Annotated in this window: 18 protein-coding genes; 10 read left to right on the top strand and 8 right to left on the bottom strand. The window is 72.9% G+C overall.

Annotated features, from left to right (window positions below; genetic code table 11):
- Window positions 1-372 precede the first annotated feature (372 nt).
- The 4 genes from D5H75_RS35655 to D5H75_RS35640 all read left to right on the top strand — a co-directional run bounded on the left by D5H75_RS35655 (window position 373) and on the right by D5H75_RS35640 (window position 7,072).
- Window positions 373-714: a histone-like nucleoid-structuring protein Lsr2 gene (locus D5H75_RS35655; RefSeq protein WP_119931009.1), complete on the top strand. Its 342-nt coding sequence runs from the start codon at window positions 373-375 to the stop codon at window positions 712-714.
- Window positions 715-1,170: 456 nt separating this feature from the next.
- Complete coding sequence (locus D5H75_RS35650) at window positions 1,171-3,678, top strand: ATP-dependent Clp protease ATP-binding subunit (protein WP_119931008.1); 2,508 nt, start codon at window positions 1,171-1,173, stop codon at window positions 3,676-3,678.
- Window positions 3,679-4,688: 1,010 nt separating this feature from the next.
- Window positions 4,689-5,768 (top strand): sugar phosphate isomerase/epimerase family protein, encoded by a 1,080-nt coding sequence (locus tag D5H75_RS35645; protein ID WP_119931007.1) that lies wholly within the window; start codon window positions 4,689-4,691, stop codon window positions 5,766-5,768.
- Window positions 5,769-6,448: 680 nt separating this feature from the next.
- Window positions 6,449-7,072 (top strand): DUF5987 family protein, encoded by a 624-nt coding sequence (locus tag D5H75_RS35640; protein WP_242454706.1) that lies wholly within the window; start codon window positions 6,449-6,451, stop codon window positions 7,070-7,072.
- Window positions 7,073-7,420: 348 nt separating this feature from the next.
- Here the strand turns inward: D5H75_RS35640 and D5H75_RS35635 are convergent, their stop codons facing one another.
- On the bottom strand, window positions 7,421-8,050 hold the full coding sequence (locus D5H75_RS35635) for a TetR/AcrR family transcriptional regulator (RefSeq protein WP_119931006.1): 630 nt from the start codon (window positions 8,048-8,050) through the stop codon (window positions 7,421-7,423).
- A gap of 84 nt (window positions 8,051-8,134) precedes the next feature.
- Here D5H75_RS35635 and D5H75_RS35630 point away from each other — a divergent pair, with 84 nt between their 5' ends.
- Complete coding sequence (locus D5H75_RS35630) at window positions 8,135-9,232, top strand: alkene reductase (protein ID WP_119931005.1); 1,098 nt, start codon at window positions 8,135-8,137, stop codon at window positions 9,230-9,232.
- Here the strand turns inward: D5H75_RS35630 and D5H75_RS35625 are convergent.
- Window positions 9,202-10,104 carry an HhH-GPD family protein gene (locus tag D5H75_RS35625; protein ID WP_119931004.1) on the bottom strand — a complete coding sequence of 301 codons (903 nt, stop codon included), beginning with the start codon at window positions 10,102-10,104 and terminating at the stop codon, window positions 9,202-9,204. The two genes, D5H75_RS35630 and D5H75_RS35625, sit on opposite strands and share 31 nt — an antisense overlap.
- A gap of 65 nt (window positions 10,105-10,169) precedes the next feature.
- On the opposite strand from D5H75_RS35625, the gene D5H75_RS42265 reads away from it, so the two are divergent.
- Window positions 10,170-10,835 carry a hypothetical protein gene (locus D5H75_RS42265; protein WP_202638821.1) on the top strand — a complete coding sequence of 222 codons (666 nt, stop codon included), beginning with the start codon at window positions 10,170-10,172 and terminating at the stop codon, window positions 10,833-10,835.
- A gap of 193 nt (window positions 10,836-11,028) precedes the next feature.
- On the opposite strand, the gene disA is transcribed toward D5H75_RS42265, so the two are convergent.
- The 4 genes from disA to D5H75_RS35595 form a co-directional block, all read right to left on the bottom strand.
- A complete protein-coding gene (gene disA / locus D5H75_RS35610; RefSeq protein ID WP_202638820.1) occupies window positions 11,029-12,117 on the bottom strand; it encodes a DNA integrity scanning diadenylate cyclase DisA in 1,089 nt (362 codons plus the stop codon).
- Window positions 12,118-12,581: 464 nt separating this feature from the next.
- On the bottom strand, window positions 12,582-13,967 hold the full coding sequence (radA, locus tag D5H75_RS35605) for a DNA repair protein RadA (RefSeq protein ID WP_119931000.1): 1,386 nt from the start codon (window positions 13,965-13,967) through the stop codon (window positions 12,582-12,584).
- A 274-nt stretch (window positions 13,968-14,241) separates the two neighbouring features.
- The gene (locus D5H75_RS35600) at window positions 14,242-15,870 is read right to left on the bottom strand and encodes a TlrC/CarA/OleB/SrmB family ABC-F type ribosomal protection protein (RefSeq protein ID WP_119930999.1); all 1,629 of its coding nucleotides are present in this window, start codon (window positions 15,868-15,870) and stop codon (window positions 14,242-14,244) included.
- A gap of 402 nt (window positions 15,871-16,272) precedes the next feature.
- The gene (locus D5H75_RS35595) at window positions 16,273-16,971 is read right to left on the bottom strand and encodes a class I SAM-dependent methyltransferase (protein ID WP_119930998.1); all 699 of its coding nucleotides are present in this window, start codon (window positions 16,969-16,971) and stop codon (window positions 16,273-16,275) included.
- An 80-nt stretch (window positions 16,972-17,051) separates the two neighbouring features.
- On the opposite strand from D5H75_RS35595, the gene D5H75_RS35590 reads away from it, so the two are divergent.
- Both D5H75_RS35590 and D5H75_RS35585 read left to right on the top strand, forming a co-directional pair.
- Entirely contained in the window at window positions 17,052-17,870 is an 819-nt protein-coding gene (locus tag D5H75_RS35590; protein WP_119930997.1) for a sugar phosphate isomerase/epimerase family protein, read from the top strand.
- A complete protein-coding gene (locus D5H75_RS35585; RefSeq protein ID WP_119930996.1) occupies window positions 17,867-18,457 on the top strand; it encodes a TetR/AcrR family transcriptional regulator in 591 nt (196 codons plus the stop codon). Before D5H75_RS35590 ends, D5H75_RS35585 begins: the two co-directional genes overlap by 4 nt.
- A 132-nt stretch (window positions 18,458-18,589) precedes the next feature.
- On the opposite strand, the gene proC is transcribed toward D5H75_RS35585, so the two are convergent.
- Both proC and D5H75_RS35575 read right to left on the bottom strand, forming a co-directional pair.
- On the bottom strand, window positions 18,590-19,384 hold the full coding sequence (gene proC / locus D5H75_RS35580; RefSeq protein ID WP_119930995.1) for a pyrroline-5-carboxylate reductase: 795 nt from the start codon (window positions 19,382-19,384) through the stop codon (window positions 18,590-18,592).
- Between the two features lie 275 nt (window positions 19,385-19,659).
- On the bottom strand, window positions 19,660-20,610 hold the full coding sequence (locus tag D5H75_RS35575) for a proline dehydrogenase family protein (RefSeq protein WP_119930994.1): 951 nt from the start codon (window positions 20,608-20,610) through the stop codon (window positions 19,660-19,662).
- Between the two features lie 244 nt (window positions 20,611-20,854).
- Between D5H75_RS35575 and D5H75_RS35570 the strand changes: the two genes are divergently transcribed.
- On the top strand, window positions 20,855-22,465 hold the full coding sequence (locus D5H75_RS35570; protein WP_202638819.1) for an alpha/beta hydrolase: 1,611 nt from the start codon (window positions 20,855-20,857) through the stop codon (window positions 22,463-22,465).
- A gap of 165 nt (window positions 22,466-22,630) precedes the next feature.
- On the top strand, window positions 22,631-23,800 hold the full coding sequence (locus D5H75_RS35565) for an acetoin utilization protein AcuC (RefSeq protein ID WP_119930992.1): 1,170 nt from the start codon (window positions 22,631-22,633) through the stop codon (window positions 23,798-23,800).
- Window positions 23,801-23,867 lie beyond the last annotated feature (67 nt).

The following is a 23,867-nucleotide window of genomic DNA, read 5'->3' as shown; positions in this document are numbered from 1 at the left end:
CCCGGTGTGACGGGCCGTGCTGCGTATGTAACAATTGACATAGACCCAGGGGAAACGCCCCATGGGGCCGGAGGGAGGCGGTGATTTTCGATGGACGTTTTGTCGGCGCTCATTCCGCCGCTGGTCGTGGCGGCCGCCTTCGGCTACGGCGTGGTCAAGCTCGTGCGCTCCGAGGCTTTCGGTAAGGGCCGTGATCGGGGTGGCAAAGCCCCCGCTAACCGGCCCGCTTCCGGCGGAGATCAAAGCTCCTCCTGATTCCCGTGCCGTAACTCCGCCGGTTCAAAGACTCTCCGGCGCGAATTGTCAAACGTGCACCACCGGTATATCTTTGGCTATCAAACGAGCATAGCTCTGGCGAAAGGTTTGAGTTACATGGCCAAGAAGGTGGTGCAGCTACTCTTCTGCGACCTTCACGACGACGACGTCAAGGGCGTGGAGACGATTCAGTTCGCTCTCGACGGCACCGGTTACGAGGTTGACGTCTGCGAGAAGCACGGCATCGAACTCCGCGAGCGCCTCCAGCCGTTCGTCGATCAAGGCCGCAGGTCCGCGGGCGCTCGTCGCGCCGTCCGCGGCGCCCGCGGCAGCCGCGCCGGGAGTGGCCGTGAGCACAGCGCCAAGATCCGCGCTTGGGCCCGCGAGCAGGGCATGCAGGTCAGCGAGCGCGGGCGCATTTCTGCGCAGATCGTGGAGCAGTACGAGCTCGCCCACTGATTTCCCCCGTATTCCCGGATGGAAGCGGGCCGGGCGAAAGGGACGGACGTGCAGCGCGCCGTCCCTTTCGCATAGGAGTCGCGCAGGAGCCGCGCGGGGCCGATACGTCCCCGGGGCGGACTCCGTACGGCAGCGCGCGGCGCCGGCCCGCACGGCAGGCGCCCGAAACCCGGGACGCACGCCGGCGGCGCGCGCGGATCGTACCCCTTTACCCCAGGGGCTGGTGTTGTCTCTGGGACGATCGACCCGGGCGAAGCGTTCGCTTGCGGCGTACCTGGAACATCTTGGGGCCTGCCGGTAGTTGGATGGAGGGTGAACGCCCTGCGGGTGGGGAACGTCTTCAACCATGAGGTATGTCGGCGTTGGAGGCTCTTTCCCGCGGGTCGGGGCTAGCATGCGGAACGACGAGGCCGGACCTTCCGGTCCTCGCCCGACCGCTCTGTGAGGAGCGACAAGATGTTCGAGAGATTCACCGACCGTGCGCGGCGGGTTGTCGTCCTGGCCCAGGAAGAGGCCCGGATGCTCAACCACAATTACATTGGGACAGAGCACATCCTCCTTGGTCTCATCCACGAGGGCGAGGGCGTGGCCGCCAAGGCTCTGGAGAGTCTCGGCATCAGCCTTGAAGGTGTCCGGCAGCAGGTCGAGGAGATCATCGGCCAGGGCCAGTCGGCGCCGTCGGGTCACATCCCCTTCACCCCGCGGGCCAAGAAGGTGCTTGAGCTTTCCCTGCGGGAGGCGCTGCAACTCGGCCACAACTACATCGGCACCGAGCACATCCTGCTGGGGCTGATCCGTGAGGGCGAGGGCGTCGCGGCGCAGGTGCTCGTGAAGCTGGGCGCGGACCTCAACCGCGTGCGCCAGCAGGTCATCCAGTTGCTCCACGGCTACCAGGGCAAGGAGCCCCAGGCCGCCGGGGGCGCGCAGGAGGCCGCTCCCTCCACCTCCCTCGTGCTCGACCAGTTCGGGCGCAACCTCACGCAGGCCGCTCGTGAGGGCAAGCTCGACCCGGTCATCGGGCGCGACAAGGAGATCGAGCGGGTCATGCAGGTGCTGTCCCGCCGCACCAAGAACAACCCCGTCCTCGTGGGCGAGCCCGGCGTCGGCAAGACCGCCGTCGTCGAGGGCCTGGCCCAGAAGATCGTCAAGGGCGAGGTCCCCGAGACGCTCAAGGACAAGCAGCTCTACACGCTCGACCTGGGCGCGCTGGTCGCCGGTTCCCGCTACCGCGGTGACTTCGAGGAGCGCCTGAAGAAGGTGCTCAAGGAGATCCGCACGCGCGGCGACATCATCCTGTTCATCGACGAGCTGCACACGCTGGTCGGCGCGGGCGCCGCCGAGGGCGCGATCGACGCCGCCTCGATCCTGAAGCCCATGCTGGCGCGTGGCGAGCTCCAGACGATCGGCGCCACGACCCTCGACGAGTACCGCAAGCACCTGGAGAAGGACGCCGCGCTGGAGCGCCGCTTCCAGCCGATCCAGGTGGCCGAGCCGTCGCTGTCGCACACGATCGAGATCCTCAAGGGTCTGCGCGACCGCTACGAGGCGCACCACCGCGTGTCCATCACCGACGGCGCCCTCGTGGCCGCGGCGCAGCTCGCCGACCGCTACATCAGCGACCGGTTCCTGCCCGACAAGGCGATCGACCTCATCGACGAGGCCGGCTCGCGCATGCGCATCCGCCGCATGACCGCGCCGCCGGACCTGCGCGAGTACGACGAGCGCATCGCCAACGTCCGGCGGGAGAAGGAGTCCGCGATCGACGCGCAGGACTTCGAGAAGGCCGCCGCGCTGCGCGACAACGAGAAGCAGCTTCTCGCCAAGAAGGCGCAGCGGGAGAAGGAGTGGAAGGCCGGCGACATGGACGTCGTCGCCGAGGTCACCGAGGAGCTCATCGCCGAGGTCCTCGCCACGGCCACCGGCATCCCGGTCTTCAAGCTCACCGAGGAGGAGTCCCAGCGGCTGCTCCGCATGGAGGACGAGCTCCACAAGCGCGTCATCGGCCAGGATGACGCGATCAAGGGCTTGTCCCGCTCGATCCGCCGCACCCGCGCCGGTCTGAAGGACCCGCGCCGCCCCGGTGGCTCGTTCATCTTCGCCGGCCCCTCGGGCGTCGGTAAGACCGAGCTGTCCAAGGCGCTCGCGGAGTTCCTCTTCGGCGACGAGGACGCGCTGATCCAGCTGGACATGTCCGAGTTCATGGAGAAGCACACCGTCTCGCGGCTGTTCGGCTCCCCGCCCGGCTACGTCGGGTACGAGGAGGGCGGCCAGCTCACCGAGAAGGTGCGGCGCAAGCCGTTCTCCGTGGTCCTGTTCGACGAGATCGAGAAGGCCCACCCCGACATCTTCAACTCCCTGCTCCAGATCCTGGAGGACGGTCGCCTGACCGACGCGCAGGGCCGGGTCGTGGACTTCAAGAACACCGTCATCATCATGACCACCAACCTGGGCACGCGCGACATCAGCAAGGGCCTGTCGGTGGGCTTCGCCCGGGCCGACGACACGCAGGGCGACTACGACCGCATGAAGGTCAAGGTCAACGAGGAGCTGAAGCAGCACTTCCGCCCCGAGTTCCTGAACCGTGTCGACGACACCGTGGTGTTCCACCAGCTCACCCAGCAGCAGATCGTCGAGATCGTGGACCTGATGATCGCCAAGGTCGACGAGCGCCTCAAGGACCGGGACATGGGCATCGAGCTCCGTCCCGAGGCCAAGCAGTTGCTCGCCGAGCGCGGTTACGACCCGGTCCTCGGCGCGCGTCCGCTCCGCCGGACCATCCAGCGGGAGATCGAGGACATCCTGTCCGAGAAGATCCTGTACGGCGAGCTGCGCCCGGGTCAGATCGTGATCGTCGGCGTCGAGGGTTCGGGCGAGACCGCGAAGTTCACCTTCCGCGGGGAGGAGAAGTTCGCCACGGTCCCGGACGCCCCGCCCGTCGAGGGCACGGCCAACCGCCAGGACTGACGTCCCGGCCGGTGGGCCGGACCGCGATCCCCGAGATCGCGTGACGGTCCCGACCACAGCGACAGAGGCGGCATCCCACCAGGGGTGCCGCCTCTTCGCGTCCCCGGAACCATCCGCACCGGAGGGGCGCCGTCCCCGGGGCCGGCCACGCGCCCGGGAACCGGTCGCGGGGTCGGCGTGCTCGGGAACCGGTCGCGGGGGTCGGCGCGCCCGGGAACCGGTCGCGGGGTCGGCGTGCTCGGGAAGTTCCGGGGCCCGCCGAGCCCGGGGGAAACGTTGGCGGCGCCTCCGCGTTCGGGGAACGGGGAGCCAGGCGGGCCGGGGCCGCTCCGCCCCGAGGCGGACTGCCCGTCAGGGGTCCACGCGGACACCACAGGCTCCGGACCCGAACCGGGCGCCAGCCGTACGAAAGGGACGTCAGGGCGTCCTCCAAAGGACGGCTCCCAGAGGACGGCTCTCCAAGGGACGGCTCTCCAGGGGACGGCTTTCCAAGGGACGGCTTTCCAAGGGACGGCTTTCCAAGGGACGGCTTTCCAAGGGACGGCTTTCCAAGGGGCGGCTCTCCAGGGGGCGGCTATACAGGGGGTGGCTCTCCGCGCGGGGTGGCTTTCCAGGGGGCGGCTCTCCAGGCGGTCGTTCCCTAAGGGGTGCTCTCCACGGAGGCGCTCCCTTCGCCGTGATCATGCAGTTTTGGTCACACGGTGTCATCAAAAGCTTTGATCACAGGGTGTCAGCAAGGCGTGGAAGGGGCGGCGGCGCGCCGGGCCCGGTGCTTGCCGGGGTGCCTGCGTGGCTAGAGGATCGCAAGTGGACCACTAGGCGGGCCGCCTAGGGTGACGGGGGTCCGCCGGGGGCGTACGGCGACCGCCGGCGTACGGCACGCGGAGTACTCGCGAATCACCTTCCTGGCGGACGCCCGCGGCGGGGTCGTCCCGGCATGCTGTCCTGCGGGCCCCCTGGGCACGGTGGGGTCAGGCGGGCACGACGCACGTACGACAGAGAGGTCGAGCATGCGCTTGCACCACAACGACGGGACTCTGGTCCATCTCTCCTACAGCGCGACCGTCCACCGGGCGGAGGACCTGGAGAACCTGATCGCGCACCTGACGCGCTACGCCGTACCGGTGCGCCGGAAGCTGGGCGTGGCGCGGCTGGGCATCGGCCTCTACCTCGCGCCGGCGGTCGCCGACCAGCTCGTGACCGACCGCATCGAGCTGGTACGGCTGCGCCGCGCGCTGGCCGAGCGCGGGCTCGAGGTCGTCAGCGTGGACGCCTCGCGGCTGCGCAGTGCCTCGGAGGGGCCGTACGACCTGGACTGGGCCAAGCCCGAGCGGTACCGGTACACCCTGGACCTGGCCAAGATCCTCGCCTACCTGCTGCCCGACGACGTCGAGAGCGGCAGCATCTCCACCCTGCCGCTCGGCTGGCGCCGCGACTGGCCCCCGGCGCTGCGCGAGATCGCCTCCCGCCGGCTGGACCGCCTCGGCCGCGAGCTGCGTTCGCTTGCGTCGGTCACCGGCCGCACGATCAGGGTCGGGTTCGAGCCCCGCCCCGACTGCGTGATCGAGACCACCCAGCAGGCGCTGGGGTACCTCAGCGAGTTCGACCCCTCCCACGTCGGCGTCTGCCTCGACGCCTGTCACCTCGCGGTCGGCTTCGAGGAGCCCGCCGCCGCGCTGCGCCGTCTCACCGCCTCCGGCCTGCCGCTGGTCAAGCTCCAGGCGTCCTGCGCGCTCCAGGCGGACGAGCCCTCGGACCCGGCCACCCTGGCCGCGATCGAGGAACTCCCCGGCCGCACCGGCGACTCCCCGGACGGTCCCCGCTGGCGCGCCCACACCCACATCCCCGTCCACGCCGAGCCGGTCGCCCCCTTCACCACCACGCGCCCGGTCCTGGAGGACACCCTCAAGGCCGTCTTCGCGGGCGACACAGCCGCCACCCCTCACGTGGAAGTCCAGACCACCGACTGGAGCGTCCTCCCCGCCCGCCAGCGCCCCAAGACCCCCGCCGGCCTGGTGACCGCCCTGGCCGCCGAACTCACCTGGACCCGATCCCACCTCACGACCCTCGGCCTAGCCCAAGCCGCGTAAGCCGCACACCCGCGTCTCCGCCCCGCCCCCCGGGAGCACAGGCCCCAGAGCACCCCGAACGTCCGGCGGCCGTGAACCCCTTGGCGTGAACTCACTTTCGCGCGAGCGCCCCCCTTGGCATGGCCCCCTTGCCGTGGGCGTCTCCCCTTCGCCGTGGGCGTCTCCCCTTCGCCGTGGGCGTCCCCTTCGCCGTGGGCGTCCCCTTCACGGGGACGCCCCTTCGCGGGGAGTCTCCCTGTCGTACGGCTGGCGCCGGGCTGGACGGCCGAATCACTGGTGTCCGCGTGATCCCCTTCGGGCAGTCCGCCTCGGAATGAAGCAGCCCCGGCTCGCCGGGCTCCCTGGCGCCAACGCCGACCAGAACACCTCGGGACCGTCCCCCACGCGCCGTCTCACGGGCCCCCAACTGATCCCGCTTCCGCGTCCGGCCAGGACGCTGCCTGCGAGGAGGGCGCCCCCTGACCGTGATCTTGCAATCCCGCTCCGATCCGGGCCCCGCCCGAGGTCTTGGGTGAAGTCGGCGTGGGGCGGGATTGCAAGATGACGGCCGGGGCTCGGGGGATCTGGTGTCGGGGGTGGCGGCGGCCGTAGGGGGTGAGATTGGGGGTGGTGGGAGGGTTTGGGGGTTTCTTGGGGGTGCGGGGTGGGTAGGGGCGGGGGCCGTTGGGGAGGTTGTTGTTGTGTCTGTGAGCAATGATGAGCTGTTCGACCGTGGGGAGCTGCTGCAGGCGATCAGTGGGGCCGTGGTGACCGCACCTTACGTCGACCTGGGGCGGGTGCCCGACGGGGACGCGGCGGCGGCGCTCGGGGGGCGGACGGTGGCGACGCTGGAGGCCTACGCGGACACGATGGTTCCGGGGGAGAAGCGGTTCCGCGACGACCGGGCGGTGGCGGGGGCGGCGCGCGGACCCGGAGCGGTGCACGCCGGCGCCGTACGCCTGCTGCGGCATCCGGACTTCGGGCTGGAGCCGATGCTGCCGGGGCTGGCGATCGTGCTCAACGGGCACGCGATCTCCTACGCCGCGGCCCGCGCGATCGTGCTCAACCCGCTGCTCCCGCCGCTGGTCGGCCTGCCGTTCCGGCACCGGGCCGCGCTCCTGGAACGGCTGTGCGCCTCCGACAACGAGGACCGCCTCGTCTGGATCGGCCTCGGCGTGCTCGCCTGCCTCGCCGTGGACCTCGCCAACCAGCGCCCGGGGCTCTGGCGTTACCGCGACTTCGCCGCCCGCCGGGCCCTGGCCCGCCCCGCCCAGGGCACCCACCGTCCCGCCACCTCCGACATCCCCGACGAACTGAGCGCCTGAGGCGGGCCGCGCGCGTCCCCGTCTCATCCACACCTCCGGCCCGCTGTTCGGCGCCGCGTCGCCCCCGCCTCCGCTGCCTTGCCGCGTGCCTTGTTCCGCCCGCTCCTGTTCGCCGCTCCTTCCGCGCCGCCGCGTCCTGCCATACCGCCGCCGCGTCCTGCCATACCGCCGCCGCGTCCTGCCGTACCGTCGCGTCCTGTCGTGCCGCCGTGCCTGTCGTGCCGCCGTGCTTGCCCTGCCGTCGCGTCCTGCCGTGCCGTCGCGTCCTGCCGTGCCGTCGCGCGCTGCCGGGTCGCCGCGTTTCGCCGTGCCGCTGTGACCGGCCTGTCGGCGGGTTCCGTGGGGCGGCTACTGGGCGTCGGGGGTGGTGAAGAGGCCCGTGCGGGCGGCGTGGAGGATGACGGCGGCGGTGCGGTCGGCGACGGCCTGGTCCACGGGTTCGCGGCTGACCAGCAGGCGGAAGCAGAGCGGGGCCGCGAGCATGCGGAAGATGTCCACCCCGTCCGTGCCCGGGGGCAGTTCGCCGCGTTCGACGGCCCGGGTGATGACGACCGCGGCCTCGGTGGCGCGGGACTGGAAGAAGGTGCGCAGCGCCTCGTCGATCTCGGGGGCGCAGCCGGCGGCGGCGATGATGCCCTGGATGGTGGCCTGGAGGCGCTGGTCGAGGTGGGCCTCCAGGAGGGCCTGGGTGATGATCCGCAGGTCCTCCTCGACGGAGCCGGTGTCGGGGATGGGCATGGTCTGCTCGGCGATCGACTGGAGCAGGTCCCTGACCAGCGCCGACGGGCTGCCCCACCGGCGGTAGAGCGTGGTGCGGCCGACGCCGGCCCGGGCCGACACGCGGTCCATGGCGAAGGAGGCGTAGCCGTGGTCGAGCAGTTCGTCCACCACGGCCGTGAGCACCGCCGAGCGCACGCGCGCCGTACGGCCCCCGGGGCGCACCTCTCCCGGCCGAGTCGGCTCCTCTAAACGGTACATGGTGTTCCATTCGGTCGGCGTGTGGTGTTACGATCCCTTTCAGTCTAACGGAACGTCGTGTCCCGTTTGTTGATTGGAGGAATCATGCCCGCCTCTCGTTCGCTGTTCGACACCGTCCGCCTGGGGTCGCTGGAACTGCCCAACCGTCTGGTCATGCCGCCGCTGACGCGCACCCGCGCCGCCGCCGACGGAGTGCCGACCCCGATGATGGCCGAGTACTACGCCCTGCGGGCCGAGGCCGGACTGATCATCGCCGAGGCGGCCACGCCGAGTGTGGTCGGTCAGACGTACCCGAACATCACGGCCATCCACCGGCCCGAGCACATCGCGGGATGGCGGCGGGTGACCGACGCGGTGCACGCGGCCGGCGGCCGGATGTTCCTGCAGCTCCAGCACGGCGGGCGGATCGGCCACCCCGACACCAGCGGGTTCGTCCCGCTGGCGCCCTCGCCCGTGCCGCTGGACGAGCCCATCCACACGCCGTTCGGCAAGCAGGACCCGGTCGTCCCCCGGGAGATGACGCTCGACGACATCCGGGACACGATCGCCGACTTCGCCGCCGCCGCGCGCAACGCGATCGAGGCCGGGTTCGACGGGGTGGAGGTGCACTCGGCCAACGGCTACCTGCTGCACCAGTTCCTCGCCAAGTCCAGCAACCGCCGCACCGACGCCTACGGCGGACCGGTCGAGAACCGGATCCGGTTCACGCTGGAGGTGGTCGACGCCGTCGTGGCCGCCGTCGGGCCGGAGCGGGTCGGCGTGCGGGTGTCGCCCGGGTTCACCGCCAACGCGATCGAGGAGGGCGACACCGAGGCGATCTACCGCGCGCTCGTCCCGGCGCTGGCCGCCCGCCCGCCGCTGGCGTACCTCCACATCGCCTTCGCGGACGTGGACCGGCCGCTGACCCACGAGATGCGCGCCGCCTGGCCGGGCGTCCTGATCATGAACCCGCTGCTCCCGCAGGACCACCTGCCCGCCGACGGCGGCCGCTCCGAGGCCGAGCGCGCCCTCGCGGCCGGCGCCGACCTGGTGTCCCTCGGGCGCGCGTTCATCGCCAACCCCGACCTGGTCCACCGACTGCGGACCGGGGCGCCGCTCAACCCGCTGCGCGGCGGCCTGTGGTACGTCGGCGGCGAGGCCGGTTACCTCGACTATCCGGTGCTCGCGTCCGCGACCGTGTGACCCGGGAGGGCGTAGGCCCCGTCGGGGAGCGGCTCGACGAGGCCGTCGGCCACCAGTCCGTCCAGAGCGCGTTCGCGTTGTACGGCGTCCGCCCAGACCTCGTCCAGCGCGGACTTGGGGACCGGGCCGGCGGCCTCGCGGAGCACGGCCAGCAGGCGTCCCCGGCACTGGCGGTCGGTGCCGGCGTAGCGCTGGCCGCGGCGCGCGGGGCCGTCGTGGGGCGGGCGGCCCGCCAGGCGCCAGGCGCACCGGGCGCTGATCGGGCAGTCGGCGCAGCGCGGGGAGCGGGCGGTGCAGACCAGGGCGCCCAGCTCCATGACCGCGACGGCCCACTTCGGGGCGACCGCCGGGTCGAGGGGGACCAGGGACTCGGCGAGCTTGCGCTCGGCGACGGTGAGCGAGTTCGGGGGGTACTCGGCGCCGGTCGCCGCGCGGGCCAGGACCCGGCGCACGTTGGTGTCCAGGACCGCGTGGCGCCTGCCGTACGCGAAGCTGGCCACGGCGGCGGCGGTGTAGTCGCCGATGCCGGGGAGCGCGCGCAGGTCGGCGTACTCGGCCGGGACCTCGCCGCCGTGGCGTTCGACGATGGCGCGGGCGGCGGCGTGCAGGCGGAGCGCGCGGCGGGGGTACCCGAGGCGTCCCCAGTGGCGTACGGCCTCGCCGGGGGGTTCGGCGGCGAGCGCGGCGGGGGTGGGCCAGCGGGTCATCCACTCCTCCCAGATCGGGAGGACGCGGACGACGGGCGTCTGCTGGAGCATGATCTCGCTGACGAGCACGCCCCAGGGCGACGCGTCCGGGCGGCGCCAGGGGAGATCCCGGGCATTCGTGGCATACCAGGCCAGGATGGGATCGGCGTAGGGGTTGCGGGGCACCTTCCTACGATAGACAGCGGCGGGTCGGGCCGGGTCCGGCGTGCCTGCTGGACCATACTGTTGGTATGGATCCGGACACGTTCCGTGGCGACGGCCGGGTGGAGGGGCCCGAGATCTACCGGCGCCGCCGGATGGGCGTGCTCGTCGGCCTGCTCGTCGTCATCGCCGTGTTCGCGTGGGCGTGCGGCGGATCCTCCGGCGGCGACGGCCGCGCCGACCCGATCAAGCCCACGCCGGACGGGCCGCGGTTCGACCCGGTGAACCTCCTGCCCACGGCCACCGCGACCGTGACCGTCACGGCGACGCCGCCGGTCCCCGCCTCGCGGCCCACGCGCCCCGCCGGCGCCCGCCCGGGCGTCTGCGACCCGCGCGACGTGGCGCTGGTCCTGGCCGGTGACCGCACCATCTACGCGCCCGGCCAGTCGCCCCGCTTCACCGTCTCCATGGTCAGCATGGCCTCGGGCACCTGCGAGCTCCCGGCCCGCGCCCTCACCCTCCGCATCACCTCCGGCCATGACCTCATCTGGTCCTCCACCGACTGCGTGCGCCCCGACTCCGCGTCCTTCACCCTCCGCCGCGGCTCCGCCGTGATCCGCACCCTCACCTGGGACCGCCGCCGCTCCACCCCCGGCTGCCGCTCTCCCCGGGCCGCGGCCCGCCCCGGCACCTACGTCGCCACCCTCACCCTCAACGCCTCCAAGCCCCACCGCCACGTCTTCTTCCTCCGCTAGCGTCACCGGCCGTACGGCAGGCGCGGCGCCGGACGTCCGAATCACCGGTGTCCACGCGGACCCCTTCGGGCGGTCCGCCTCGGGATGAGGCAGCCCCGGCCCGCCTGGCTCCCCGTTCCCGGCGGTGGGTCCCCGCCCTCGAAGACCGGGCTCCGGGCCGACCTGTGGCGTGCGGTCGGCGTCGCCGGCCGGGTTATACGTAGCGCTCCAGGATGCTGGACTCGGCCAGGCGGGAGAGGCCCTCTCGGACGCTGCGGGCCCGGGCCTCCCCTACGCCGCCCACCGCCTGGAGGTCGTCGATGCTGGCGGCCAGGAGTTTCTGGAGGCCGCCGAAGTGCTCCACCAGGCGGTCGACGACCTGGCTGGGAAGGCGGGGGACCTTGGCCAGGAGGCGGTAGCCGCGGGGGCTCACGGGGCCGTCCAGGGCGTCGCCGCCGTAGAAGCCGAGGACCTGGGCCACGCGGGTCAGGTCCAGGAGTTCGCTGGCCGACAGTTCGTCCAGGGCCTGCAGGGCCTCGGGGACCGTGCGGGGGCGCTTGGGCAGGTCGCTCGGGAGGTAGTCGCGGACCAGGAGCTCGCGGTCGACGTCCACGCCGGACACGAGCTCGTCGAGCTGGAGCGACAGGAGGCGGCCGTCGGTGCCCAGCTCCACGACGTAGCCCTCGATCTCGCCGGAGATCCGGCGCACCATCTCCAGGCGCTGGATGACCGCCGACACGTCGCGGACCGTCACCAGGTCCTCGATCTCCAGCGCCGACAGCGTGCCCGACACCTCGTCGAGGCGGAGTTTGTACCGCTCCAGGGTCGCGAGCGCCTGGTTGGCCCGCGAGAGGATGGCCGCCGAGTCCTCCAGGACGTACCGCGTGCCGTTGAAGTACAGCGCGATGATGCGCATCGACTGGCTGACGGAGATCACCGGGTGGCCGGTCTGCTTGGCCACGCGCTCGGCCGTGCGGTGACGCGTGCCGGACTCGTCGGTCGGGATCGAGGGATCGGGCACCAGGTGCACGGCCGCGCGCACGACACGGCGGTATCCGCTGTCGAGCACGATCGCGCCGTCCATCTTGGCCAGCTCGCGCAGTCGGGTCGCGGAGAACTCCACGTCGAGCTCGAAGCCGCCCGAGCAGAGGGAGGCCACCGTGTCGTCGTATCCGAGGACGATGAGACCGCCGGTGCGGCCCCGCAGGATCCGCTCAAGGCCGTCGCGCAACGCCGTGCCCGGCGCGACCGCGGCAAGGGTTGCTCTGCGGCGCTCGTCGGGACCCTTCTCGATTGCTGCCACGTGACCCCCGCTGTCTCCTATCGGCGCTCAGTGTAGTGCGGATTCCCCGCCCCGGGCTCTGCCGATGCGGGAGATCGCGCGACTGACGTCGGCGGCTTCCGGACCGATGTCGTAAAAGTCATGGAGGTTGGGCTTTTCCCATACCCACGTGTGTTCGCTTATCCGAAGACCCGCAGAATTCTCCCAGAGCGCCGCGTGAAATCCCACCCGACGTGACAGGCGTCATTACCTGATCATGAAAATCCACCCCGCCGAGACGCCGCGCGGCCCCGCGCGAGGCCCTCACGCCGTACGGCACGGCGACCCCCGCGCCGCCGTACGGCCCGCGCCCCACGGCCCCGCCCCGCCGCGCGCACGGACGGCCCCGCGCCCCGCCCCGCTGCCGCGTACGGACGGCTCGCGTGTGCGGCCCGCCTCGCGCCGTACCGGCCCGTCCCAGGGCGTACGGCGGAGCGGAGGGGGCGTCAGCCGAAGGCGGCGGCGATGGCGGAGCGGAGGTCGCCGACCTCGCTGACCGTCATGCCTTCGGGGATGCCGGAGCCGGGGGCGAGGGAGTCGGCGGGGACGCTGTGGGTGGGGACGATGGCGTGGCGGAAGCCCAGGCGGGCGGCCTCCGACAGGCGGCGGCGCACGCCCTGGACGCGGCGGATCTCCCCGGCCAGGCCGACCTCGCCCATCGCGATCGTGCCCGGCGCGAGCGGGACCCCCGCGCGGGACCCGGTGACCGCGAGGGCCACGGCCAGGTCCACCGACGGCTCGGTGAGCCGGACCCCGCCGACCGTCCCGGCGTAGATGTCCTTGCCGCCCACGGGGACGTTGCCGTGCTTCTGGAGCGCGGCGAGCACCAGCGGCACCCGGGAGGTGTCCAGCCCGGAGGTGGTGCGGCGGGGCGGGACCTCCTTGGGCACGTCGAGCACGAGCGCCTGCACCTCGGCGATCAGCGGGCGGCGGCCCTCCAGGGTCACGGTCACGCAGGTGCCGGAGACGGGCTCGGCGCGGTGGGTCAGGAACAGGCCGCTGGGGTCGGGCAGTGAGGCGAGCCCGGAGTCGGACAGGTCGAAGCAGCCGACCTCGTCGGTGGGGCCGTAGCGGTTCTTCACCGCGCGGATCATGCGCAGCCGGGAGTGGCGCTCGCCCTCGAAGTGCAGCACGACGTCCACGAGGTGTTCGAGCACGCGCGGGCCGGCGATCGAGCCGTCCTTGGTGACGTGGCCGACGAGCACGGTCGTCATCCCGCGCTCCTTGGCCACCCGGATCAGGTTGGCGCTGACCTCGCGCACCTGTGTCACCCCGCCCGGCGAGCCGGTGGCCTCGCCGGACGCGATGGTCTGCACGGAGTCGACGATCAGCAGGTCGGGCGCGACGGTCTCGACGTGCCCGAGAACGGCGGCCAGGTCCGTCTCGGCCGCGAGGAACAGCTTGGGGGCCAGCGCGCCCACCCGCTCCGCGCGCAGCCGCACCTGCGCGGTGGACTCCTCGCCGGTGACGTAGAGCACGGGCACCTGGTCGGCCCTTATCGCCGCCATCTCCAGCAGCAGCGTGGACTTGCCGACGCCCGGCTCCCCGGCCAGCAGCAGCACGGCGCCCGGCACGAGCCCGCCGCCCAGCACCCGGTCGAGCTCGTCCATCCCGCTCGGGCGCGTCGCGGCGGCCTCCACGCTGATCTCCCCGATGGGCAGCGCCGGCGCGGACACCGGCCCCGCCGCCACCGCCTTGGGCGCCGACCTGGCCCCGGCCTCCTCGACCGTCCCCCACGCCTGGCACTCCCCGCAGCGCCCCACCCACTTGGCGGTCTGCCACCCGCACTCGGCACACCGATAGGACGCCGCCGTCTTCCCGCTCTTGGCCATGCCGCCAACGTTAGGCCCCGCCACCGACAACCGCCCCGTCCCGCCACCCCGCCCCCGCATGCCGTACGGCCTGAGCCTGCGCAGGCCCGCCGTACGGCCACGGCCCCGCCGTACGGCGTTTGGCCCGCGCCGACTCGACGCGGGCGGAAGGCGACGCGGACGAAAAGCGAAGCGAACGGAGCGAAGCGGACCGGAAGCCGGGGAAAGCCCCGCGGCCCGCCTCCCTCGCCTTTGCGCGGGCGGGAGGCGGGCCGTCGGGAGCGGGGGCCGCGGGTCAGGCGGTCAGGCGGCCCTCCGCGAGGTGGACGCGGACGCCGTCGAAGGCCGCGCGGAGGCGGCGGTCGTGGGTGACCAGCACGATCGTCCCTTCGTAGGAGGCGAGGGCCTGTTCCAGTTCCTCGACGAGGGCCGGCGAGAGGTGGTTCGTCGGCTCGTCGAGGAGGAGCAGGTCCGTCTCGGACGTGACCAGGCGGGCCAGGTCGAGGCGGCGGCGCTGCCCCGCGGACAGGGCCGTCACCGGGACGCGCAGGTCGGGCTCGCGGAACAGGCCGAGGGACAGGAGCTCCCCGGCGTGCTCCTCCGGCGGGCCCGGCCGGCCGGCCGCGAAGGCGCCTAGGAGGGTCCTCGGCGTGGTCTCGTGGCCGTCGTCCTGGCGGAGGAGGCCCACCCGCGCCGGTCGGCGGACCGTGCCCCGGGCGGGGCGCAGCTCGCCGGCCAGGACCCGCAGGAGCGTGCTCTTGCCGGCGCCGTTCGGGCCGGTGACGAGCACGCGCGAGCCGGGTTCGACGCGCAGCGCCTCGACGCGCAGGCGGCCTTCCACCACGACGTCGGACAGCTCCACCACGGCCGGCTCGCCCGCGCTGACGCGCGCGGAGAACCGCAGCGGCTCGGGCGGCGGCGCCACGGGGTTCTCCGTGAGATGGCGCACCCGGTCCTTGGCCTGGCGGATGCGGCCCATCGCGCCGTGGTCCCGGTTCCGCGGGCGGAACTGGCCCACGCCCATGCCCGCCTTGGGCAGCTTGCGCGGGATGGCGTGCAGCCGTACGGCGTTGGCCTCGACCAGTTCGCGGTTCCTGGCGACCTCGATCCTCCACTCCTCGTGCTCCCGCGCCTGGCGGGCGCGTTCGGCGGCCTTGGCCGCGAGGTAGCCGGCGTAGCCGTCGCCGTACCGGCGCACGGTCCGCTGGTCCACCTCCAGGATCGAGGAGGTGACCCGGTCGAGGAACACGCGGTCGTGGGTGATCGCGATGACCGTCCCCCGGTGCCGGCGCAGGTGGTCCTCCAGCCACGCGACGGCCTCGTCGTCGAGGTCGTTCGTGGGCTCGTCGAGGAGCATCAGCTCCGGCGCGGAGGCCAGGGTCGCGGCCAGCGCGAGCCGGGACCGCTGCCCGCCCGACAGGGTGCCGAGCGGCCGGTCGCGGTCCAGGCCGGGCTGGCCGAGGCCGTGCAGCGCGATCTCGACGCGCGTGTCGGCCTCGTAGCCGCCCCGCGCCTCGTAGCGGTCCACGAGCTCGCCGTACGCGGCGAGTCCCGCCTCGCCGGCCGTGCCGAGGGCGGCCTCGGCCTCGCGCATCCGGGCCTCCAGGTCGCGGAGGTCGGCGAGCGCGAGGTCGATGGCGTCCTGGACGGTGGCGTGGCCGGGCAGCCCGAGGGTCTGCGGGAGGTACCCGATCCCGCCGGGGGCCTCGACGACGAGCGCGCCGTTGTCCGGCCGTTCCACCCCGGCCAGCAGCCGGAGCAGGGTGGACTTGCCCGAGCCGTTGTCCCCGATCACGCCGGCCTTCTCGCCGGGGCGGACGCTGAAGGAGACGCGGTCGAGCACGAGGCGGTCGCCGTACCGCTTGGTCACGTCGAACAACGCGAGTTGTGAGGCGAATGACGGGTGTTTGGCACGCGTGAACATAAGGGCGCCTCCTGTTCCCGGCTCCGAGGCCGATCGAATCCGTCGGTGGTCAGAACCGCGCGGCCGGAATCCGAATCGCGGGCAGCCCGAAATCAGCGCATGCCACCGAAGACATGGAAATGTCGGGAATTCGGCGGGTGCGACGGGAAGGCGGGGGATCGCTCGTACGGCGAACACGCCCGGCGAGCCCCGATACGACGACATGGCCGTACAGGGGCGGGTTCGGGATGCGTGCGGGAAACGGATTCCGGCCGGCGGGGGGACGCGCACGGGGCGGAGCCTCAGGCTCGACGCCGCGCGTCCGGAGCGGGAATCACAGGAAGTAACGCATGACCGTAAGAGTACGTCCCTAACGCCGGATCTGTCCAGACCTATTTCCGGGAAATGTGGCCGGGGGCGCTCTCAATAGGTGCGCCACCACAGGTTCGCGGCGTAGTCGAAACCCGTGCCCGGCACCTCCGCGAGGAATCCCTCGGCCGACGCCTTCGTGAACTCGATGCGCAGCACCGCCTCCAGGTCCTCGCGGCGCTCGAACTCCCACCGGATGGTCAGCGCCTTCCGCCGCCACCCCCGCCGGGTCCAGAACTCCTCGACCTCCTCGGGGTCGTAGGAGGTGAGCCAGCGCCGGAACCACCGCCCGTAGGGGCCGCGCGTCGCGTCGATGTCGATCACGAACGCGGCGCCGCCCCGCCGCATCACCCGGTCCAGCTCGGCCAGCCCCGGCTCGGCCCCCGGCCCGAAGAAGTACGCCCACCGCGCGTGCGCCACGTCCACCGACGCGTCCGGCACCGGCAGCTCCTGCGCGGTCCCCGTGCGCACGCTGACGTTCGGGATGCCCGCGCACCGCCGTACGGCCAGCTCGGCGAGGCCCCCGTGCGGCTCCACGCCGACCACGCGGGCGGCGTCGGCGGCGAAGCGGGGCAGGTGGTAGCCGGTGCCGCAGCCGATGTCGAGGACGTTCGCGCCGGTCCAGGGCCGGATCTCGGCCATCGCCGACTCCAGGAGCCCCGCGGGGTCCACGGCGCGGTTCTCCACCTCGTACAACTCGGGGGTGCGCCAGATGTTCGGGCTGGGTATCGCCCCCTTGGCGATGCGGCTCATGGCCCCACCGTAGTTGTGATCTGCGCGGCATCCCGGGGTCGGGTCTCGATTACGCGACAATTCCGCTTAGGCTGACAGGCGTGACCGACGTCATCCGCGTGCCCAACGCGAAGATCGCGCTCTCGACCGCCTCGGTGTACCCCGAGAGGACGCCCGACGCGTTCGAGCTGGCGTCCCGCCTGGGCTACGACGGGGTCGAGATCATGGTCGGGACCGACCCGGTGAGCCAGGACATCGACGTCCTCAAGAGGCTGTCGGACCACCATGAGCTGCCGATTCTCGCCGTCCACGCCCCCTGCCTGCTCGTGACCCAGCGCGTGTGGGGCCGTGACCCGTGGGGGAAGCTGAAGAAGGCCCAGCACGCCGCCGAACGCCTCGGAGCCGAGGTCGTCGTCGTGCACCCGCCGTTCCGGTGGCAGCGCGACTACGCCCGCGAGTTCGAGGAGGGTCTCGCCCGCATGCGCGACGAGACCGATGTGATCTTCGCCGTCGAGAACATGTTCCCGCTGCGCGCCCGGGGCGCCGAGGTGGTGCCGTACGCCCCGCACTGGGACCCGGTGGACTTCGACTTCCCCGACGTGACCCTGGACCTGTCGCACACCGCGCTGTCCGGCTCCGACGCGCTGGAGATGGCGGACAAGCTGGGCGACCGGCTGTCCCACATCCACCTGGCCGACGGCGTGGGCGTGACCAACAAGGACGAGCACCTCGTGCCCGGCCGGGGCAACCAGCCCTGCGCCCAGATGCTGGAGCGCCTGGCCACCTCCGGGTACGGCGGGCTGATCGTGCTGGAGATCAACACGCGGCGGGCCGCGAGCCGCAGCGAGCGAATCGACGACCTGGCGGAGGGCCTGGCGTTCACGAAGCTGCACTTCGCGGCGGCCGCCGGCCGCGCATGAGCGCCGGCGCCCCCCGCCGGCTCGGCAGGCGGCCGGGCCAGTCGGAGACGCGGGAGCAGATCCTCGCCGCGGCCCGCACGCTCTTCGCGGAGAAGGGGTACGAAGGAGCGACGGTCCGCGGCATCGCCCGCGAGGCCGGCGTGGACCCGGCCCTCGTCCACCACTACTTCGACACCAAAGAGCGCCTGTTCATCGCCACGATGCGCTTCCCCGCGGACCCCTCGAAGATCCTCCCGCAGATCCTGGAGGGCCCTCGCGAGGAGGTCGGCCGGCGCATCCTGCGCGAGATCATGAGAGCGTGGGCCGACCCGGAGAGCCGGGCCCCCGTCATCGCCATGCTCCGCAGCGCGATGACCCACGAGCGCGCCGCCGACATGATGCGGGAGTTCATCTCGTCGGCCATCCTCCACCGCGTCGCCGGCAGCCTCGGCGTCCCCCCGCTCCGCGTCGAGGCCGCCGCCAGCCAGATGATCGGCGCCCTGATCTTCCGCCACGTGCTGCGCGTGGAACCCCTGGCCTCGATCAGCGACGAGGAGCTGATCGACCTCCTGGGGCCGGTCATCCAGCGCTACATCGACGGCCCCTGACGCCCGCGCGCCCCGCCCCGGGAGTCCCGCCGCGTCAGGCCCCGCTCACCGCCCGCGTCCCATCCGGGCGCCGCCCGTGTCTCGTTCGCGTGTCGCTCGCGTGAGCCGTACGGCGGGCCCTTGGGGGGAGGGTCAGCCGCCGGCGAGCTCGCGGCCGCGGTCGCGGGCGGCCTCGATGGCGGCGAGGAAGGCGGCGCGGACCTTGTGGCGCTCCAGTTCGGCGATGGCGGAGATGGTGGTGCCGCCGGGGCTGGTGACCGCCTCGCGGAGGATGACCGGGTGCTCGCCGGAGTCGCGGAGCATGATCGCGGCGCCGACGATGGCCTGGGTGACCATCTCCAGGGCGGCGGCGCGGGGCATGCCGAGCAGGATGCCGGCGTCCACCATGGCCTCGACCAGGTAGAAGAAGTACGCGGGGCCGCTGCCGGACAGGGCCGTCGCCGCGTCCTGCTGGGACTCGGGGATGCGCAGGACCTTGCCGACGGGGGAGAGGAGGTCCTCGGTCAGCCGGAGGTGCTCCTCGCCCGCGTGGGCCCCCGCGGAGATCACGCTCATGGCCTCGTCCACCAGCACGGGCGTGTTGGACATGACGCGGACCACCGGCACCGCCTCGCCCAGCCGCGACTCCACGAACGCCGTCGTGATGCCCGCGGCGGCCGAGATGACGAGCCTGTCGGCGGGGACGTAGGGGGCGATCTCGGCCAGCAGCGTGGCCATGTCCTGCGGCTTCACCGCGAGGATCAGGGTCTGGGCGGTCTTGGCGGCCTCGGCGTTGGAGACGACCTCGACGCCGTAGCGCTCACGCAGGGCCTCGGCCCGCTCGGCCCGCCGCGCCGTGACCATGACCTCGCCGGCCTTGAACCCGGCCCGCAGCAGCCCGGAGAGCAGGGCCTCGCCCATCTTCCCGGTTCCCAGAATCGCGATCATGCCGAAGCGCCTTCGTGTAGAGGAGGATGTCCCCACCCTACCGGCGGGCCCGCCTCCGGCCCGGGCGACCCGCCTCGTCCCCGCCCGGGGTGCCGCCCTTCGCACCTTCCCGCAACCCCCGCCCACGAGACGCCCCGCGAGCCCCCGCGACGCCCCCTTCGGCCCGCCGTACGGCTCGCGCCCGCCCGGGCCCTACGGCTCGCGCCGGCCCGCCGTACGGCTTCGCGGCGGCTGGACGGCTGGACGGCCGGCTGGCGGGCGCGGGGGCGGGCGGGTCAGCCGCGGCCGAGGAGGGAGCGGAGGAAGAAGGCCAGGTTGGCGGGGCGTTCGGCCAGGCGGCGGACCAGGTATCCGTACCAGTCGTCGCCGTAGGGCACGTAGACGCGGACCCGCTGGCCCTCGGCGGCCAGCCGGGCCTGGGCGCGCGGGCGGACGCCGTACAGCATCTGGAGTTCGTACGTGCCGGGGTCGCGGCCGCCCAGCGCGGCGAGGGCGACGGCCAGGTCGATCAGCCGGGGGTCGTGGGTGGCGACCATCGGGTGGCCGCGGCCGTTCATGAGGACGCGCAGGCAGCGGGCGTACGACAGGTCGATGTCGCGGCGGCGGGTGAAGGCGGCCGAGGCGGGGGCGTCGTAGGCGCCCTTGCACAGGCGGACGCGGGAGCCGGGGCCGGCCAGGGCCAGGCAGTCGCCCTCGGAACGGCGCAGGTAGGACTGGATGACGGCGCCGGTGCGAGGGTGGTCCACGCGAAGCTGGGCGAGGATGCCGAGGGTGGAGTCCACCGTCTCGTGGTCCTCCATGTCCAGGGTGACCGTGGTGCCCGCCGCCTCGGCCGCCGCGCAGATCCGGGCCGCGTTGTCGAGGGCGATCTTCTCGCCGTCGGGCGAGGGCGCGGCGCCGTTCCCGCCGAGCTTCTGGCCCAGGGCGCTGAGCTTGACCGAGACCTCGGCCCAGGGCGCGAGGCCGTCCTCGGCGATCCGGCGCAGCAGGGCGACGTACTCGTGCGCGGTGCGCTCGGCGTGGGCGCGCTCGGTGACGTCCTCGCCGAGGTTGTCGATCGTGACGCGCAGGCCCGCCGAGCACAGTTCACGGGTCACGCGCAGGGCGTCGCCCGCGCGGTCCCCGGCGACGTAGCGGCGGACCACGGAGCGGGCGACGGGGGCGGTCCTGGCCGCGCGTTCGAGGCGCGGGCTGCGGGACGCGGCGAGCAACGTGCGGCGGAGCATCGGCGGCCCCTTTCCCGGAGGTATTCCCGGCGCTTTCCGGACGGTTTCCCGCCGGCGCCGGGAGGTGCTTCCCGAAGGTCCCCCAAACCAACCCATTCATTCCGATTCCGCATCTCGGCGAAGTTATCCCTCGCCAGCGGCGGGATCTTCGGCGAGGATTCCGACCGATCGCAGCATTGTCGGGCTTGTGCAGGTAACGACGGGGATGCCGCGAGGCCCCACCCGGCCGAATGAGGAGAGCGAATTGAGAAGGCTCGTCGTAGCGCTGGCCACCGCCGGCGTCGGCATGAGCGGAGTGCTGGCGGCCGGGCCCGTCAGCGCCGACCCCACCCCGCCGGTCTACCGTCAGCCGGTGGAGGAGCGCGCTGAGGGCTACCAGCCCCAGGCCCCGGTGTGGGGCAAGTGCGCCAGTCTCCCGTCCCCAGTCGAGTGCGCGAGCGTCGAGGTGCCCCTCGACTACTCCCGCCCCCACGGCAGGAAGATCAAGATCGCGATCTCGCGCCACAAGGCCACCGAGACCGGCGACAAGTACCAGGGCATCCTGCTCGCCAACCCCGGCGGGCCCGGCGCGAGCGGCCTCGGCTACGCCAACCCCGCCTCCATGCCCGCCCGCCTCGGCGACGTCGCCAAGTACTACGACGTGATCGGGTTCGACACGCGCGGCGTCGGCGCCAGCGAGCCCGCGCTGTCCTGCGACCCGACCTACCAGAACCCCGTGCGGCCGCCGTACGTCCCGGCGGACTGGAAGGCCGAGAGGGCCTGGGTGAAGAAGGCCCAGGGGTACGCCAGGGCGTGCCAGGAGAAGTTCGGCTGGCTGCTGCCGCACATGACCACGCGCGACCTGGCGCGGGACATGGACTCCATCCGCGCGGCGCTCGGCCGGCGGCAGCTCAGCTACGTCGGGTACTCCTACGGCACCTACCTCGGCGCGGTGTACGCGACGATGTTCCCCAAGAACGTGCGCCGGCTGGTGCTGGACAGCGTCGTGAACCCCGAGCGCGTCTGGTACCAGGCCAACATCGACCAGAACCACGCCTTCGAGGCCCGCTCCAAGGACATGTGGGCGTGGATGGCCAAGGGCGACGCCGTCTACAAGCTGGGCGCCACGGCCGCCGAGGTCGAGAAGGCGTACTACGCCGTGCACGAGCGGGTGGAGAAGGCCCCCGCGGGCGGGCTGGTCGGCCCGGCCGAGCTGGAGGACACCTTCCTGCAGGGCGGATACCAGAGCCGCTTCTGGCCGACGCTGGCCGCGGGCCTGTCGGAGTACTACACGACCGGCAAGCCGGACAAGCTGGTCACCGCCTACGAGTCGTACGGCGACGCGCGCGACAACGACAACAGCCTCGCGGTGTACTCCGCCGTCGAGTGCACCGACGCCCGCTGGCCCCGGAGCTGGAGCGTCTGGCACCGCGACATGTGGGCCTCCCACCGTAAGTCGCCGTTCCTGAGCTGGGGCAACGCCTGGTTCAACGCCCAGTGCGCCTTCTGGCCCGTGCGCGGGGGCGACCCCGTCAGGATCGCCGACCGCGGCCTCCCGCCGATCCTGATCGTCCAGGCGACGAAGGACGCGGCCACGCCGTACCGGGGGGCGGAGGTCGTGCACGGCATCCTGCCCAACTCGCGCCTGGTGGTGGAGAACGGCGCCGGCGACCACGGCGTCACCGGCCGCAACACCTGCGCCACCGCGCTCTTCCGGGAGTACCTGGGCACCGGCGCGCTCCCCGCGAGCAAGCCCGGCCCCGACGTGCTGTGCGACCCCCGTCCCGAGCCGCCCCTGCCCACCCCGGCGAGCGGTGACCAGCCCCGCCTGGCCCCCGAGACCCACGACCCCATGGCCCTCGGTCCCCGGGGCTGACCCCGTCCCAGAGGCTGATCCGGCCCCCGGAGCCTGATCCGGTCCCCGCGGGCCGATCCGGCCCCTTCCGATCGCGGCGTTCCCCAGGGAGCGCCGCGATCGCGCGTTCCGGGGGTGGGCGGGAGCCGCGGGGGGCGGCGGCGGGGGGTGCGGTAGCGTCGGGATATGAGCCGGGCGGTGCGGGTGGTCTGGGATGAGGCGCTGACGTCTTATGACTTCGGGCGGGGGCATCCGCTGGCTCCGGTGCGGGTGGAGCTCACCATGGCGCTCAGCCGGGAGCTGGGGGTGCTCGACCGGGTGACGCTGGGCGGGTGCGCGGCGGCCGGCGACGAGCGGCTGGCGACCGTCCACCACCGGGACTACATCGAGGCGGTCAAGCGGGTCTCCGAGACCGGTGAGGGCGATCTCTCGTGGGGGCTGGGGACCGCCGACAATCCGGTCTTCTCCGGCATGCACGAGGCCTCGGCGCTGGTGGCGGGGGCGACCCTGGAGGCGGCGCGGCTGGTGTGGGGCGGGGACGCCGAGCACGCGGTGAACGTCGCGGGCGGGCTGCACCACGCGATGCCCGGGACCGCGAGCGGGTTCTGCGTCTACAACGACCCGGCCATCGCGATCGCCTGGCTGCTGGAGAACGGCGCCGGGCGCGTCGCGTACGTGGACGTGGACGTCCACCACGGCGACGGCGTGCAGGCGATCTTCTACGACGACCCCCGGGTGCTCACGATCAGCCTGCACGAGCACCCGCGCACGCTCTTCCCCGGCACCGGCCTGCCGACCGAGACCGGCGCGGACTTCAGCGCGGTCAACGTCGCGCTCCCCGCGGGCACCGGCGACGCGGGCTGGCTGCGCGCCTTCCACGCGATCGTGCCGCCGCTGCTGCGGGAGTTCCGGCCCGAGGTGCTGGTCACGCAGCACGGCTGCGACAGCCACGCGCTCGACCCGCTCGCCCACCTGATGCTCAGCGTGGACGGGCAGCGCGCCGCCTACCGCGCGCTGCACGAACTGGCCCACGAGACCGCCGGAGGGCGCTGGGTGGCGACCGGCGGCGGCGGGTACGAACTGGTGCAGGTCGTCCCGCGCGCCTGGACCCACCTGATCGCCGAGGCGTCGGGGCACCCGCTGGACCCGGGCACGCGCACCCCGGAGCCGTGGCGGGCGTACGTCAAGGAGCGCACCGGTGAGACGGCCCCGCTGACGATGACCGACGGCCGGGAGGCGGACCACCGGGACTTCGACGACGGCTACGACCCGGCGGACCCGGTGGACCGGGCGATCATGGCCACCCGGCACGCGGTGTTCCCTGGGCACGGGCTGGACCCTGGCGTCCTGGGCTGAGGCCGTACGCCGGAAGGATCGCACGCCGGAGGCCGGGCAACGCCGGTCGCGACGACAAGGGGAGAGG

It is taken from the genome of Bailinhaonella thermotolerans (assembly GCF_003594875.1).
Classification (GTDB): Bacteria; Actinomycetota; Actinomycetes; order Streptosporangiales; family Streptosporangiaceae; genus Bailinhaonella; species Bailinhaonella thermotolerans.
The sequence above is the reverse complement of the archived record's forward strand: the minus strand, read 5'-3'. Positions and strand labels throughout refer to the sequence as shown.

What these genes read in the sequence shown, in the direction of transcription:
- D5H75_RS35655 (WP_119931009.1), top strand. Translation starts at nt 373, where the DNA reads ATGGCCAAGAAGGTGGTGCAGCTACTCTTCTGCGACCTTCACGACGAC.
- D5H75_RS35650 (WP_119931008.1), top strand. Translation starts at nt 1,171, where the DNA reads ATGTTCGAGAGATTCACCGACCGTGCGCGGCGGGTTGTCGTCCTGGCC.
- D5H75_RS35645 (WP_119931007.1), top strand. Translation starts at nt 4,689, where the DNA reads ATGCGCTTGCACCACAACGACGGGACTCTGGTCCATCTCTCCTACAGC.
- D5H75_RS35635 (WP_119931006.1), bottom strand. Translation starts at nt 8,050, where the DNA reads ATGTACCGTTTAGAGGAGCCGACTCGGCCGGGAGAGGTGCGCCCCGGG.
- D5H75_RS35630 (WP_119931005.1), top strand. Translation starts at nt 8,135, where the DNA reads ATGCCCGCCTCTCGTTCGCTGTTCGACACCGTCCGCCTGGGGTCGCTG.
- D5H75_RS42265 (WP_202638821.1), top strand. Translation starts at nt 10,170, where the DNA reads ATGGATCCGGACACGTTCCGTGGCGACGGCCGGGTGGAGGGGCCCGAG.
- radA (WP_119931000.1), bottom strand. Translation starts at nt 13,967, where the DNA reads ATGGCCAAGAGCGGGAAGACGGCGGCGTCCTATCGGTGTGCCGAGTGC.
- D5H75_RS35600 (WP_119930999.1), bottom strand. Translation starts at nt 15,870, where the DNA reads ATGTTCACGCGTGCCAAACACCCGTCATTCGCCTCACAACTCGCGTTG.
- D5H75_RS35595 (WP_119930998.1), bottom strand. Translation starts at nt 16,971, where the DNA reads ATGAGCCGCATCGCCAAGGGGGCGATACCCAGCCCGAACATCTGGCGC.
- D5H75_RS35585 (WP_119930996.1), top strand. Translation starts at nt 17,867, where the DNA reads ATGAGCGCCGGCGCCCCCCGCCGGCTCGGCAGGCGGCCGGGCCAGTCG.
- proC (WP_119930995.1), bottom strand. Translation starts at nt 19,384, where the DNA reads ATGATCGCGATTCTGGGAACCGGGAAGATGGGCGAGGCCCTGCTCTCC.
- D5H75_RS35575 (WP_119930994.1), bottom strand. Translation starts at nt 20,610, where the DNA reads ATGCTCCGCCGCACGTTGCTCGCCGCGTCCCGCAGCCCGCGCCTCGAA.
- D5H75_RS35565 (WP_119930992.1), top strand. Translation starts at nt 22,631, where the DNA reads ATGAGCCGGGCGGTGCGGGTGGTCTGGGATGAGGCGCTGACGTCTTAT.